At 60.4% G+C, this 14,639-nt stretch carries 13 protein-coding genes; 2 read left to right on the forward strand and 11 right to left on the reverse strand.

The genetic code is table 11. The features are described 5' to 3' along the window. Nucleotides 1-23: 23 nt before the first annotated feature. The 3 genes from AAID99_RS12740 to AAID99_RS12750 form a co-directional block, all read right to left on the reverse strand. Nucleotides 24-1,136 (reverse strand): glycerophosphodiester phosphodiesterase family protein, encoded by a 1,113-nt coding sequence (locus AAID99_RS12740; RefSeq protein WP_498494064.1) that lies wholly within the window; start codon nt 1,134-1,136, stop codon nt 24-26. A 143-nt stretch (nt 1,137-1,279) separates the two neighbouring features. Next, nucleotides 1,280-3,697 (reverse strand): TonB-dependent receptor, encoded by a 2,418-nt coding sequence (locus tag AAID99_RS12745; protein ID WP_498494065.1) that lies wholly within the window; start codon nt 3,695-3,697, stop codon nt 1,280-1,282. A 190-nt stretch (nt 3,698-3,887) separates the two neighbouring features. Next, nucleotides 3,888-4,691, reverse strand: coding sequence for an OmpW/AlkL family protein (locus AAID99_RS12750; RefSeq protein ID WP_188427462.1), 804 nt, complete (start codon nt 4,689-4,691; stop codon nt 3,888-3,890). A gap of 291 nt (nt 4,692-4,982) precedes the next feature. On the opposite strand from AAID99_RS12750, the gene AAID99_RS12755 reads away from it, so the two are divergent. Both AAID99_RS12755 and murA read left to right on the forward strand, forming a co-directional pair. After that, on the forward strand, nt 4,983-5,594 hold the full coding sequence (locus AAID99_RS12755) for a Crp/Fnr family transcriptional regulator (protein WP_229719911.1): 612 nt from the start codon (nt 4,983-4,985) through the stop codon (nt 5,592-5,594). Between the two features lie 108 nt (nt 5,595-5,702). After that, nucleotides 5,703-6,965, forward strand: coding sequence for a UDP-N-acetylglucosamine 1-carboxyvinyltransferase (murA, locus tag AAID99_RS12760; RefSeq protein WP_188427464.1), 1,263 nt, complete (start codon nt 5,703-5,705; stop codon nt 6,963-6,965). 159 nt (nt 6,966-7,124) lie between these two features. On the opposite strand, the gene AAID99_RS12765 is transcribed toward murA, so the two are convergent. The 8 genes from AAID99_RS12765 to AAID99_RS12800 form a co-directional block, all read right to left on the reverse strand. Continuing rightward, a complete protein-coding gene (locus tag AAID99_RS12765) occupies nt 7,125-8,645 on the reverse strand; it encodes a GMC family oxidoreductase (protein ID WP_498494066.1) in 1,521 nt (506 codons plus the stop codon). Beyond that, the gene (locus tag AAID99_RS12770) at nt 8,642-9,283 is read right to left on the reverse strand and encodes a gluconate 2-dehydrogenase subunit 3 family protein (RefSeq protein WP_188427466.1); all 642 of its coding nucleotides are present in this window, start codon (nt 9,281-9,283) and stop codon (nt 8,642-8,644) included. The genes AAID99_RS12765 and AAID99_RS12770 overlap by 4 nt, the downstream gene beginning before the upstream one ends. Before the next feature lie 264 nt (nt 9,284-9,547). After that, entirely contained in the window at nt 9,548-10,099 is a 552-nt protein-coding gene (dcd, locus tag AAID99_RS12775) for a dCTP deaminase (protein WP_025841649.1), read from the reverse strand. 82 nt (nt 10,100-10,181) lie between these two features. Continuing rightward, on the reverse strand, nt 10,182-10,475 hold the full coding sequence (locus tag AAID99_RS12780) for a putative quinol monooxygenase (protein WP_188427467.1): 294 nt from the start codon (nt 10,473-10,475) through the stop codon (nt 10,182-10,184). Between the two features lie 13 nt (nt 10,476-10,488). Continuing rightward, a complete protein-coding gene (locus AAID99_RS12785) occupies nt 10,489-10,677 on the reverse strand; it encodes a hypothetical protein (protein WP_188427468.1) in 189 nt (62 codons plus the stop codon). Next, nucleotides 10,674-11,855 (reverse strand): glycosyltransferase family 4 protein, encoded by a 1,182-nt coding sequence (locus AAID99_RS12790; RefSeq protein WP_498494068.1) that lies wholly within the window; start codon nt 11,853-11,855, stop codon nt 10,674-10,676. The genes AAID99_RS12785 and AAID99_RS12790 overlap by 4 nt, the downstream gene beginning before the upstream one ends. 126 nt (nt 11,856-11,981) lie before the next feature. Beyond that, nucleotides 11,982-14,183 (reverse strand): pyrroloquinoline quinone-dependent dehydrogenase, encoded by a 2,202-nt coding sequence (locus AAID99_RS12795; RefSeq protein ID WP_188427470.1) that lies wholly within the window; start codon nt 14,181-14,183, stop codon nt 11,982-11,984. Then, nucleotides 14,183-14,566 (reverse strand): glycerol dehydrogenase, encoded by a 384-nt coding sequence (locus AAID99_RS12800; RefSeq protein ID WP_188427471.1) that lies wholly within the window; start codon nt 14,564-14,566, stop codon nt 14,183-14,185. Before AAID99_RS12800 ends, AAID99_RS12795 begins: the two co-directional genes overlap by 1 nt. Nucleotides 14,567-14,639: the final 73 nt, after the last annotated feature.

Consider the following 14,639-nt stretch of genomic DNA (forward strand, 5'->3'; position numbering starts at 1 on the left):
AACGCAGACAAGCTTGATTCAGATCAACCCGCCGTGTCGACGGCAAGACGGCCGAGGGCCGGGTCATCGGTGAAGAATCCGTCCAGCCCCATGTCGAGATAGCGTTTGACTTCGGCAATCATGCCTTGCGGATTGCGGGCATTCAGCGCGCCACCATCGCGCAATTCCTTGGGCAGACAGTAGTTTTCCGGACGCGCCGTGTAGGAATGAACCAGCAATCCGGCCGTATGCGCATCGGTGATCAGTGTGGTGGGGGTGCCCCAGGACCCGTCCGGATTGCGCGGAATCAGATCCGTATTGGATGGGCCGATGACATCGGCAAACCGGCGTATGGCGCGCAGGCCTTCGGGCTTCATGAAGTCGCCGAAGGTTTGGGCGGCACTCTTGCCCAGCAGATCGGGCGGTGTCTGGCCGGGCTCGCCCATCAGGAACATGACCCGTGCCTGCGGGTTGATCGCGCGCGTCTTGTCGCCGATCGCCTTCAGATTGGTTGTCTCGAAGGACTGAAGTTCCAGCGGGGCCTGACGGGTGTATTCATGCGCCGCAATGGTACGCAGGAACGCGGTTTCCGGGTCCAGACCGAGGCTGTGGAAATGGGTGGAATTCTTGATTTCGGGAATAAGACCGAACACCTTGCCGCGCGCGGCAGATTCACCAGCGACAAAATCGATGACCTCTTCAAAGGTCGGCACATCGAAATGCCCGTCATAGCGCGTGTTATGCGGGCGAAGCTGCGGCAGGCGCTCTTTTGCCCTCAGGGTCTTGAGTTCTGCCAGGGTGAAATCGGTGGTGAACCAGCCAGTCTCTTTCTGTCCATCAATGGTCAAGCTGCGCTTGCGGGTGGCAAATTCAGGGCGCGAAGCGACATCGGTGGTATCGGCGATATTGCTCTCATGGCGCACGATCAGCACGCCGTCCTTTGTCATGACCAGATCAGGCTCGATGTAATCGGCACCGTCTTCTATCGCCTTGGCATAGGAGGCCAGCGTGTGTTCGGGGCGCAGGGCGGAGGCGCCGCGATGCGCGAAGACCAGCGGCTTCGGTGCCAGGGAAGGAGCAGCGAACCCTTTCGTGGTCAGGCTCGGGGCGCTGATCCCGGCGAGGCCGAGAAACAGGGTATGACGACGTGACAGCAAATCAGCTCTCCTGAAGCCTGTCCCCGTCATGACCCGGCCGGGAAGAGGCGGTGTGACGACAGGAGCGATGCTGCCCGACCGGGTGGCAGATGGCGCTCCTGTTTTGTGGTCCCGGCTTTATGTCGCCTTGGGTCCGAACCGGATTACCAGGTGGCGCTAAGGGTCAAGAAATACATGCGCGGCGCGATGGGGAAGGCGGTGAACTGGTTTGAAACCTGGTTCACATTGACCGTGGACCATCCCTTGGTGTTGGTCAGGTTGGTGATATTACCCTGAACGCGCAAGGCCGGAATATGGGGGATACCATGAATGGTGTAGCCCGCATTCATGCTGAACTGCGCGGTCGGCGAGGCCCAGAGATCATTGGTGTAGGTCGTGTAGCGCTTGCCCATGACATCACCGATAAACTGGCCGTAGAAATTGCCCCAGTTGGTGGTGGCGACGAATTTCTCGGTCCAGTCAGGCTGACCGGCCACATTGCGGCCTGCAATGCGGATGGTGGACGTGCCGGAGTTGTAATTGTCGTTATAGACCGACTTGTTATAGCTCAGCCCGTTATAGAGTGAGAAATGCGGCCCGAACTGCGCGGTGAAGGAGAAATCCATACCGTCTGTCGTGACAGAGCCCACATTGGCGAGCGTCGTGGCCGAACCGATGATGGAAGACAGCGACTGCGTGGTGGCAATGGCGACCAGACGGTTCGAGAAATGCACGTGGTAATATTCGGCCTGTGCCGAGATATCGGTCAGCGGCCCAAGATTGACATGGTGATGGGTACGCAGGCCGGTCTCATAGGTCCATGAGGTCTCGACCTTGCCGTTCTTCTTGAAATCCTCGAAAGCGGCCTGGCTTGTGGCACCCCAGGGGGTGGCATTGCCGTAACCGGCGCTCTGATAGGAGCGCATGTTTTCCTGGATATTGGCGAACCACTGCTCGTTCGGCGTGATGTTCCACAAGGCACCGAATGAAGGCAGGAACGGCTTGGCCGCGGCAATCGTGCCGCCAGGCACGGTCACGGCGGTGGCAGGTGAGAGTGAGCCTGGCTTGCCAGCCACAGGCAGCGTGCCGTTGGTGTAGACCAGCTCGGATTTGAAGCCTGCCGAGAGCGTGAAGTTCTTCGTGACTTTCCAGCTGTCCTGCAGATGTGTGACGAAGGTGTTGGTATAGAAATAGTTGGTGTACTGCTTGATCAGCGCATCCTGCTGGCGATCATAAGGCGTCGTCGGATTATTGGCATCCAGCGGATACCAGCGACGGGCCTGGGTGTTGTTGTTGCGCTCGTACCAGCCCCCGACCTCAAGGTCGTGATGGCCCAGCTTGTAACGCAGCGTCGTGAGCAGGCCGCCACGGTTATCCCAATATTCCGTCGTGCGGGTGGCATAGCCCGACCCGCCGAACACGTTGCTGAGCTGGTTGGCACTCTGGTTCGGGAAATAGGCACTGAACAGCGTGGGCAGACCGGCAGCCGTGATCGGCCCCGCCACCACACCCTCACCAAGGTTGTGATGGTAATAGAGCTTGTTGTCCCAATGCAGATTGGCGTTGAAATCATGCTGCCAGCCCAGATAGGTCAGGAAATCCTCACGCTGGGCGGCTGAGTAGTAATTGCGATAATTCAGCCCGGCATTCTTGTAGGCAGCCGAGTTCAGATAGGATTTGGCGTAGGTGAAATCGGGATAGGTGAAGGGGCGCACATAGGTGCCATAGCCGTTGGGTAGCACGATCCCGTCTTCATTGGGTTCGACCTTGTCGGACCAGTCAAAGAAATAGGTGATCTTGTCCTTGCTGCCCTTGTGCACGAATTTTGCATTGACCTGATTGCCGCCCTGATGACCGGCAAAATCCCAGGCGCGGGCATCCTGACGGGCCCATGAGATATAGGCCGAGTTGCCGTTACCGAAATTGCCGGTATCGAAACGGGCAAAGGTGCGGAAGGTCGAGAAGCTGCCGAACGTCTGATCGAGTTGACCGCCCATCTTCTGCTTCGGGTCGAGCGAGGAGAACAGCAATGTGCCGCCCAGATTGGAGGTTGAGGCCGTGCCGAGGGCGCCAGAGCCGGTCGCCACTGTGGCATTGCCCACGTTTTCGCTGATCACGGCGCGCTGCGGTGAGAGGCCGTTATAGTTTCCGTAGGCCTGGTCACCCAGCGGAATGCCGTCAAGCGTATAGCCCAGCTGGTTCTGGTTGAAGCCATGGATGAAAAGCGAGGAATTCTGCTCGTTATTGCCCCAGGGATCGGCATTGTTGAAGACGACGCCGGGCAGGATCTGCAGCGCCTTGAGCGGGCTTACACCCGGCAGGATACGCTGAAGCTGCGTGTGGCCGACGCTCTGCTCCGAGCGGGTGCGGCGTGCGGTCGCGATGACCTCTTCCGCCGGTGCGGTAGAAACCAGAGCCTTTGCCTTGCGCGAGGCATTCTGGGCGTGGACCTGCGAGGCCGGTGCCGTATTCTGATGAACGGGAAGCTTCGCTTCTGCGGCATGAGCGGTTGTGCTCAGCAAAGCGATGGGAGAGCAGAAGAGAGACAGCGTAAGGGCATGGCGCTGCTTGCGAAGCTTCATCAGTAAACTTTCCTTTAAGGCGGGCTCGAACGCGGCGCACCCTATTCGGAGAGTTCGTTACGGTGTGTGAAGCTTCGGTGATTTGGGTATGACAGGCCTGTTACAGGGCCTGGCGGCAATTTCGCGCAAAAAAAAGGCCACCCGTCTGACGGGTAGCCTCTTCCATTCCAATGTTCCCGGGGAGGAGAAATCAGAAGCGGTATTCGATACCGGCGCCGACAACCGTCGGGTCAAGCGAGTCATGAGCCTTGATGAAGGCGCCCGACCCACGGTCGTTGGCCCAGGCATGCATGCGCATGAACATCTGCTTGGCATCGACGTTGAAGAACCAGTTGCCGACCAGCTGGTAGTCGAAACCGACATTGACCGACGGGCCACCCGTCACGCCGACATTGAGCTTCTGCACCAGGCCGCCAGCGGGCGACACGTTGTGGAACCAGGCAAGCGTTGCGCCCACGCCAACATAGGGGTTGAAGCGCTTGTGAGGGCGGAAATGCCAGGCCAGCGTGATGGTGGGGGGAAGCGCCCAGGCACTGCCGACATCGATGTTGCCGAGCGGCGTGCCCTTGGCAGCCACTTCGTGGCGGGTGCTGGCAGCGATCAGGTCGATCGAGATGTTATCGGTAAAGAAATACTCGAAGGTGAGTTCCGGCATGACCTGGCTGGTGGTCTTGACGCGGCCGGGAATGGCGGCACCGTTCAGCCAGAGCTTGCTGTCACGATCCTGCGGGATGACGCCCAGAGCCGACAGACGGACGATGAAGTCGCCCTTGCCCAGACCGATCTTGGTGGTGGAGCAGGTCTTGAACAGGCCACAATCGTCGCTCGACGAATGGGGCGCAGCCATGGCCTGAGCCTGGGGGGCGAGAACCATATTGGTCGTCACCGGCGTATTGACGACCGGGGTCGTCTGGGCCTGAGCGGCCGGTGCTGCGACAGCAGCAGCGACGAAACCGGTCAGGAGAGCGCTTGAAAGTTTGAAAGAGGTCTTCATCGACGTCATCCGTGATTAAACAGTGACGTTCACTCACCATGCGCTATGATGCGACGCCTTGATCCATATCAAAGCCATGACAACGTTGCTGATGACCGTGGGGAATTAGCAACAGTATATGACTTAATGTTAACGAATCAAGAATAAGAATAAAAAAGAGGACTGTTTTTCGCCATGGATGCCCAGACGAGGGAAAGTATCAGCATGCTCGGATCTTGCGGCAGTTGCGGGCAGTGCCTCCATTGCGAAGCGCGATCACGCAGTATTTGTTCCGTGATCGATCCGGATCACATGGCGCGACTCGCTCAATACTCTCATCGGCTTGCTGTCTCGCCGGGCAAGACGTTCATTCAGGAAGGGGAAGCGGCGAGCGATTTCTTCATCGTCACCTCGGGTCACGCCAAGCTTTTCTCGCTGATGCCCGATGGTCGGCGTCAGATCATGGGCTTCGCTCAGGCGGGTGACTTTCTCGGGCTGGCCAGCGGCGCAACCTATGCGTTCAGCGCAGAAGCTCTGGGCTCGCTCTCGCTCTGTCGCTTCTCCCGTTCGGGCCTCGCTCTCCTGCGGCGCGAGTTTCCCGATCTCGAGAACCGTCTGATGGAAGAAGCCTCGCGTGAGCTGGTTCAGGCGCAGAAAAGCATGATGCTGCTCGGGCGCAAGACGGCACGCGAGCGTCTGGCCAGCTTTCTTTTGGAGCAGCATCAACGCTCGCCCACCCGTGAAATCGTCATTCATCTGCCGATGAGTCGTACTGGTATTGCCGATTATCTCGGTCTGACCATCGAGACGGTCAGCCGCACGCTCAATGCGCTTCAGCGCGAAAAGCTGATAGCGATCAGCCAGGTCACGCAGATCACCCTGCTCAACCTGCCAGCGCTTGAAGTTCTGGCCCGTGGTGGCTGAGTTGCGAGCCAGGCGACGCCTGCCCAATTGATGCCTTGACGCCGCCATGATGAAGGGGGAGAGAAGACACTTTCCCGTTAGAGCCTCATCCTTCAGGAGCGACAGATCATGGACCGTTTCATTATACGTGGCGGCAGGCGTCTTGAAGGCGAGATCGTGATCGGTGGCGCCAAGAACGCCGGTCTCAAGCTCATGGTCGCGGGGCTTCTCACCTCTGAACGCCTCATTCTCTCCAACGTACCGAAAATTGCCGATATCGAGACCATGCAGACGCTTTTGCGCCAGCACGGTATTGCGGTTGAGCCGGTGGATGCAGAAGGGCGCACACTGTCGATCGGTGGCCCTATCACATCCGTCGAAGCGCCTTACGATATCGTGTCGAAAATGCGCGCCTCGATTCTGGTGCTTGGCCCGCTTCTGGCGCGTGCGCATGAGGCGCGTGTGTCGCTGCCGGGTGGCTGTGCCATCGGCACACGTCCGGTCGATCTGCATCTGAAGGGCCTCGAAACCCTCGGCGCCAAGATTCGTCTCGAAAACGGCTATATCAATGCCAGTGCCCCTGGCGGTCTGGTGGGCGATCGCATCCTTCTGCCTTTCGCGTCTGTCGGGGCTACCGAGAACCTGTTGATGGCGGCGACGCTGGCCAAGGGGCGCACGGAGATCGTCAATGCCGCGCGCGAACCGGAAATCAGCGATCTGGTCGAGTGCCTCAACCGCATGGGCGCGCGTATCGCTGGTGCTGGTACCGGTACGCTGGTGATCGATGGCGTCGAGGCGCTGACCGGTGCCGAACACGCCATCATGGCCGACCGTATCGAATGCGGCACCTATGCCTGCGCAGCGGGTATCACGGGCGGTGATCTGCGCCTGATCGGTGGCCGCGTTCGCGATCTCGGTGCCGTGGTGCGCACGCTTGAGGAAGCGGGCGTCGAAGTGCTCGAGGAAGAAAACGCCATTCGTGTGCGTCGTAATGGCCCGCTCAAGGGGGTCGATATTATGACCGAGCCCTATCCGGGCTTCCCGACCGATATGCAGGCCCAGTTTATGGCCATGCTTGCCGTTGCGGAGGGCGCCTCAATGGTGACGGAGACGATTTTCGAAAACCGCTTCATGCATGTGCCTGAGCTGAATCGTATGGGCGCGCGCATCAATGTGCATGGCTCTTCCGCCATTATCCGTGGCGTCGATCATCTCTCGGGTGCGCCGGTGATGGCAACCGACCTGCGTGCATCTTTCTCGCTGATCATTGCGGGTCTCGGTGCGCAGGGTGAGACCACACTAAGCCGCATCTATCATCTCGACCGTGGCTATGAAGCCGTTGATCGCAAGCTCTCCGCCGTGGGCGCCGATATCGAGCGCATCAGCGAATAACCAAGCTCGACCGTCTCTCTGATCAGAAGAAAGAGCTTTCCGAAAGAGGGGATGAAAGGGGCGCGCCCCTTTCCGAGGGGCGGGGCAGCGCCCCGCGAGGCTCAAAAGGAAGCGATGGCCCTATACCCTGCCAGAGGGCCATCGTCCTCCGGAAACCCCTTATTTCGCCTTGATGGCTTGGGCCGTGCGCAGGCTCAGAGCCATGATCGCCAGTGCCGGATTGGCCGCCGTAGCACTCGGGAAGATCGAGTGATCGCTGATCCAGAGATTATCGATATCGTGGCTGCGACCAAACGGATCGACGACCGAGTCATCAGGGTCGGTGCCCATACGACAGGTGCCGATCATATGGGCGGCACGGTCCATGGCCCAGATATCCCTCGCCCCGGCTGCTTCCCAGATGGCGGTCATGGTGCGGGCCATATGCTCGTGCATGGCCTGTTCGTTGGGGCCATAGCTGAAGGTGATTTTTGGCTTGGGCACACCGGCACGACCGATCTCGTCTGACAGCGTGACAAGATTATTGTCATTCGGCAGGCAGTCGCCATGAGCACCGAGCCCGGCCATATAGTTATAGCCGCGCAGATAATTGGTCAGGGCCTCGCCCCAGAGACCACGCCCTCGTGCCACGCCCGTGGCCCATGTCAGAGGCATCATGCCAAGTGACTGGATGAGATAGCCGCCTGCGAAATCGGCATCCTTGGGGCGCATCATGTCTTCTGTGATGGTGAGCGACGGATAGCCCTTGTTGGGACGGATGACCTCGTCGAACCGTCCCCAGACCTGCGTCGAGATATGCGCCATATAGTTGCGCCCGACTTGGCCGCTGCGGTTGGCGAGCCCGGTATGAAGCAGCAGACGCGCTGTTTCGACCGCGCCGGCAGCAAGAACGAGCGCAGCGCAGCGCTGCTTGCGGTCTTCGCCGTTCTCACGATAGACGACCGCTGTCACACGACCTGCGCTGTCGCGTTCGATACCATGGACGAAGCAGTTCGGCCGGATTTCGGCCCCGGCAGAAACGGCCAGCGGCAGATAGGTAACGTCGGTGCCGGATTTTGCGCCGTTGCGGCAGCCCTGATGACAGGCACCACAGCCGACACAGGCTTTGCGATTGCCCCAGTCACGGGTGATGAGGGCGGTCGGACCATCGGCGTTGCGAATACCAAGCGCGTTGCACCCCCGGGCCATGGCCTGCGCGGCACCATTGCGCTGCGGCGGCGGGTAGGCATAGCGGCGTTCGGGGTCCCACGGGTAGTTTTCGGGGCCGGAAACTCCGATTTCACGTTCAACACGCTCGATATAGGGAAGCAGCGTTTCATAACCGAAAGGCCAGTCCACGCCTTTTCCTGTTTCGGTATGCAGGCGCATGTCACGCGCGTCGATGCGCGGCATGAAGGCACCGAAATGGAGCATCGACCCGCCAACGCCTGTGCCGCTGTTATTGCCGCCAAATGCCATCGGGTTGGCGCCGCCAGACAGGCGTTCCTCCAGCCAGTAGATTTCAGAGGCCGTCGCCTCATCGGGCGTGTGCTGACGCGGATCGAAGCGCGGGCCTGCCTCGAGCGCCACCACCTTCAGCCCGGACCGGGCGAGTTCGGCCAGAAGTGGGGCGCCACCGGCGCCTGTTCCCACAACAACGACATCGACCACGTCATGATCGTCAAAGCGGCGTCTGTTCATCGGGCGCGCTCCTTGACTTCGGGTTCCCACGCTTCGCTCACGCCTTCTCCCATTGCGGAGAAGCCTTGGAATACGCCATCGCCGCCATTGAAAACGGCATCAATGCCGAGCTGCGCCTGGACGGCCGGGTGACTGATGAAGATCTGCACGCAATCCGCACGCAGATCCGCAAACCAGGCGCGCATCTGGGTCGCATCGAGCGATTCCGTGCTGAGGGCGCCTTCTGCCATCGTGTGGACGAGACTGTCCTGCAATTCGGCGTCGAGCCCGGTGAAACCGGCACCATGACGCTGCCTGGCTGCGGTATCGATCCCGGTCAGTGCCAGTTCATAGGCCTCTATATCGGGTGGCAGGGAAGCAAAACGCCAGCCATCTCCGGCCGATCCAAGTCTTGAATCGATGCGTGCAGCGATATTGATGGTGGCATCCGGAAGGATGGCGGCCTGGGGAAGGACGCGCGCCGACAGGGCGCCGAGCACGTCATAGGCGATTTGTGAGAGATGACGCGGCTTGTAGCCTGCGTCGCTGGTCTGGGCGCGTTCCTCCATGACCTGACGGGTGCGGCCCGAGATACGATCGGAATCCAGCAGCGCCAGATAATCCGGGTCGATGGCGGGGGGCAGAGAAGTCTGGCTCATGGTACGTTCCCAAAACCGTGATGACGCCTCTAACATGCCCGGAGTGGCGAAAGTTGCCAATGCACCTCTTCCGGCAAGTCATTGAGAATGCTTCTCAAAATCATCTTTGGCGTTGGGAAGGGGGTTCGTTGTCAGACGAATGGGGGTGCGCGCTCCCCCGCTCTCCAGCAAACGCGCCGTCGCTCCTTTACTCCTCAAGGGAATGAAAAAGGGGCAGCGCCTTTTTGGAGAGGCAGAGGGGCAAGGCCCTCTGCCAACCAGGTTTCAGAGGCGTGGTGTCGTGACGCCAAGTTGCTTCATGTATTTGCCGGCGCGGTCGGCATAGCTGGTCTCGCAGGGAGAGGCGCCCTGGAAGAACAGAAACTGGCAGATGCCCTCATTGGCATAGATGCGTGCAGGCAGTTTGGTGGTGTTGCTGATCTCGATCGTGACCTGGCCTTCCCATTCGGGTTCGAGCGGGGTGACATTCACGATGATGCCGCAACGCGCATAGGTGGATTTACCGAGGCAGACCACGAGGACGTCGCGCGGGATACGGAAATATTCAACCGTATGAGCCAGAGCGAAGCTGTTGGGCGGGATGGTGATGTCGCCTGTGCGGGTGACGAAGCTGTTGGCAGCGAACTGCTTGGGGTCGACTACGGCATTATCGACATCGGTGAAGATCTTGAAGTCTTCGCCAACGCGGGCGTCATAGCCATAGGAAGACAGGCCGTAGGAAATGACACCTTCGCGTTTCTGGGCCTCGACGAAGGGTTCGATCATGCCCTTTTCCTGGGCCATTTGACGGATCCAGCTATCTGGCATGATGGGCATGGCGCGATTTCCAGTACGGTGAGGAGAACGGGGTTTGCAGGTCTAGCGCCAGCGCCACGGCTCTGCAAACCGCCAGGGATGATCAGGCGATATGGGTCAGGAAGACAACCTTCGAGCCGCCGCCCTCGACCAGGGTCTTGATGGCATTATTGAAGATTTTGCCATGTTCCATGCCCATATGGGCCTTGAAGGCGTCTTCGTCGCGATAGGTTTCCTCGACATGGAAGAAATCGGGATCTTCTTCGAGCGTATAGACGACGAAACGCTCATTGCCGGGTTCGTTGCGCACGTCATCGGCAAGAGACGTCAGCAGTCGGGCAATTTCCTCGCGCTTGCCGGGCAGGGCGCGCATGGTCGCATAAAGAACCTTGGACATGATCATGTTCCTTTCAGGGGGATGAAGCCGGGCCGGGGCCTGTCGGTGCTTCCTGGTCTTCGGGGGCCTTGACCGCGCGATTGCGCACCTGCGCCTTGCGACGCAGCAGATTGGCACGCAGGGCAGCGGCCTCACGCGCCTGGCGCTTTTCCAGATCGGCTTGCGCCTTTTCGGTCAGGGTGGTGCGTGGCGGCGTGGTCATGAGGTGAGTCCCAGAAAGCGGTCTGACAGGCAGCCACCGAGCAGTTCATCATAGACAGCGAGTGTGGCTGATTGCATCTGCCGGGTGGTGTAGTTTTCTGCAATGTGATGGCGCGAGGTCTCTGCCAGAAGGGTGCGAGCGCCATCTGACAGGGTCAGGATCTGCGCCAGCGCCTCGGCCAGTGCCGTGGCATCGTCAGGAGGCACGAGAAGCCCGGTGCGGAAGGGAATGACCGTCTCCATGGCACCACCCTGAGCCGAGACCACCACGGGACGCCCCATTGCCTGCGCCTCGATCACTACGCGCCCGAAAGGCTCGGGACGCAGGGACGGTACGGCAACGACATCGGCCAGTGCATAAGCGGCGGGCATGTCCTGACACAGCCCGGCAAAACGCAGACGTTCGCGCAGGCCCAGCCGGATGGCGGTGGCCTCGACCTCCTGCACATAGCTGTCCTTGGGGTCGGCCGGGCCAACCAGAACGCAGAGCCAAGGTCCCGGAAGCTGCGTCTGAAGATGAACCATGGCCCTGAGCAGGAGAAGCTGCCCCTTCCATCGTGTCAGACGACCGGGAAGCATGATGACCGGCGTACCCGGCGGCACCTGCCATTTTTCTGCAAGAGCCTGAATCCGTGCACCATTGACGATATCGGGGTCGAAGCGGGTCATGTCGGCCCCGCGTGGAATCAGGCGCAGCCGGTCATCGCCCACGCCATATTCCTCTCTCAGGCGGGTAGCGATGTAGGTGCTGATGGCAATGACACGTCTGCCGCGCGCCAGAACGGCGTTATAGCGTTTCTTGCCGGGGAAGCCTGCCTTGTGAACACCATGCCATGTCGTGACGAGCGGGGTGCCCGTGCGCCGTGTGGCATGCCACGCCGCCCATGCCGGTGCACGGGAACGCGCATGGACCAGATCGATGCGTTCGTCCCTGATGAGCTGGGCGAGCACCTTTGCATGACGCCAGATGGCAAAGGGTGATTTCCGCCCGAGCGGCAGATCGATATGACGGGCGCCGATGGAGAGCAGCTTCGGCACGAGCGGTCCTGTGGCGCCTGCCACCAGCGCCCGCCCTCCTGCGGCGATGATTGCCTCGGCCATCTCTAGGGTGCCCTGCTCGATACCTCCCGTGCCGAGGGCCGGAAGAACCTGAAGGATATGAGGGCAGAGACGCGACATGGTCTGGCGGTAGCATGAAGCGCGCGCCGCAGGGAGAGGAAACGGGAGGACGCCATCAAAAAAGGGCCGGGGAAAACCCCCGACCCTTTTCGATATGCACCGTCAAAGGGGAAGACCCCTGGCGGTTCAGTGCTTCTGGTCTGCCGTATCAGGCAGAGCATAGACCACGAGCTGGTCAGACACGGGGGTCATCATGAAGTGGTGACCGCCTGCCATGATGGCGACGTACTGCTTGCCGTTGACTTCGTAGGTCATCGGGTTGGCCTGGCCACCGCCGGGCAGAACGTCAGACCAGACATCCTTGCCTGTGCGGATATCGATGGCACGGATCTGGTTGTCGGTCGCTGCCGCGACGAAAACGAGACCGCCCTTGGTAACGACCGAACCGCCATTATTGGGTGTGCCGATATTGAGCGGCAGACCTGTTGGCATGTTCCACGGACCATTGGCGCGTGCCGTGCCGAGCGGACGTGACCACAGAACCTTCTTGGTCTTGATGTCGATCGCTTCGATCATGCCGTAAGGCGGCTTGTTGCACATCATGCCCGTATAGTGATTCCAGAACGGGGTCACGACGATGCCATAAGGCGTGTCGGCCTGAGCGCCGTTGCCTTCTGCACCGCCGCCAGCCGGGTTGTAGCTGGGGTTGTCGATCGGCTTGAGGCCCAGCGCATCCGCCTTCTTGCGGGTGATGAGCTGGTCATACATCGGCGTCGAGTTCCAGTTGGCGATGACGATGCCCGATTCCGGGTCATAGGCCATGCTGCCCCAGTCACTGCCGCCGTTATAGCCGGGATATTCGATATTCGGCTTGTCGAGGGCAGGCGGGGTGAACTCACCCACATAACGCGCCTTGCGGAACATGATGCGGCAATAGAGCTGGTCGATGGGCGACATGCCCCACATGTCGCTTTCCTTCAGATCAGGGAAGGCAAGACGCGGGAAAGCGGTCGACCAGGGCTGGGTCGGGCTGCGCGGGTCGTCAGACATCGTGCTGGCAGGAGCCGGCTTTTCGACCACCGGGAATTCCGGCAGCGGCTTGCCTGTGGCGCGGTCGAGCACGAAGGTCTGTCCACGCTTGGTGGGCACCAGCAGGGCCGGGGTGACCGTGCCGTCTTCGTGGTGATAGTCGAACTTGGTGGCCTGCGAGCCGATGTCATAATCCCAGACATCCTTGTGCGCTGTCTGGAAGACCCAGCGCGGCTCACCTGTCTTGACGTCAATCGCGACGATCGAGGAGGAAACGGCGTTCTCCTTGTCCGTGCGCATGGCGCTGTAATAGTCGGCGGCCGAGTTGCCTGTTGGCACGTATACCAGACCCAGTTCGTTATCACCGGTCATGGCGGCCCAGGAGTTGGGCGTACCGCGGCTGTAGAACTTGCCCGGTTCGGGCTGGTGATGATCGTCGGGATTATTGACGTCCCAGGCCCATACGAATTTGCCGCTTTCTGCGTCATAGCCACGGATCACGCCGGACGGTGCCCAGCGACGCTGACCGTCGAGGACTTCATGATTGACCACGACGATCCCGTTGATGACCGGAGGCGGGGTCGTCATGGAGACGAAGCCCGGTACGGACTCACCCATGCCCTGCATCAGGTTCACCTGGCCGCCAAAACCGAAGCCCTCGCAAGGCTTGCCGGTTTCGGCATCGACCTGGATCAGCCGCATGTCGAGCGTGGCTTCCATGATGCGCGTATGGCAGGCCTGACCCTCGGGAACGGTCGAGGAGGTGTAGTAGGTCACGCCCTTGCAGGCAGCCGTGTAGGGAATGGAGTGGTATTTCACACCCGCATCATGACGCCAGATTTCCTTGCCGGTGGCAGCGTCGATGCGCATCATGTCGTTCATGGCCGAACACATGTAGAGCGAGTTGCCTACCTTGATCGGCGTCGTCTCGGCGGCCCATTTATTGGCCTGACCCGGACCGGGCTTGCTGCCCGTATGATAGACGAAGGCGCGCTTGAGCTGACCAACGTTTTCGGGTGTCAGCTGGTCGAGCGGCGAGTAGCGGTTCTGGCTGGAATCGCGTCCGTAGGCTGGCCAGTCTTCGCGGGCAGGTGTCGCGTCGATCTGCGGCACAGCGGCCGGAACCTCGTTGATGCCGATCTCAGAGATGTCGGGCAGATTGGCGGCATTGACGCCGGGGGCCTGCGGGGCCGAGGGCGCCGGCCCACCGAAGCGCCCTGCGCCGGCATTATGCGCCGTGGCCGCAGTAGTCGTTTCTTCGCCGGGTGTGCTGTTGGACGGCGGAATCTGCGCGAAAGCCATTGAGGCGGAAATCATGCCGCCCAGAATGGTGGCGGTCAGAAGGGCTGGTTTACGCATCAGACGGCTCCACGGGAAACTGGACGAACCGTATCCTGACGACGCAGAACCGGCAGGCTGAGCACGACCAGAATGGCGATGAGCGTCGGGCCGAAAAGGCGCGGCAGCCAGCCCCACCAGTCGAAACCAGCTTCATAGATGGTCCAGACGAGCGTTGCCGCCCAGGCAAGAAGGAAGAGATAGGCGCCAAGCAGACGGCCCATGGCCATGAGCCCCCCCGATGCCAGCAGAACGATGCCGCAGATCAGGTAATAGGGAGAACCGCCAAGGCTCAGAAGATAGCCGCCACCACCGACAAAGATGAGACCGAAAATAACGATCAGGATGGCGAGGCCCAGTGTTGCCCAGTCGCCAATGCGCCTGGGTCTGGAACGAGACGTCATGAATCCTCCTTGAGACAGGGTGTGCAGCCTATCCTGAACGCGAACAGAACAGAGCAACACATATCGGTGAAAA

Source organism: Asaia sp. Ae19-3 (assembly GCF_059801175.1).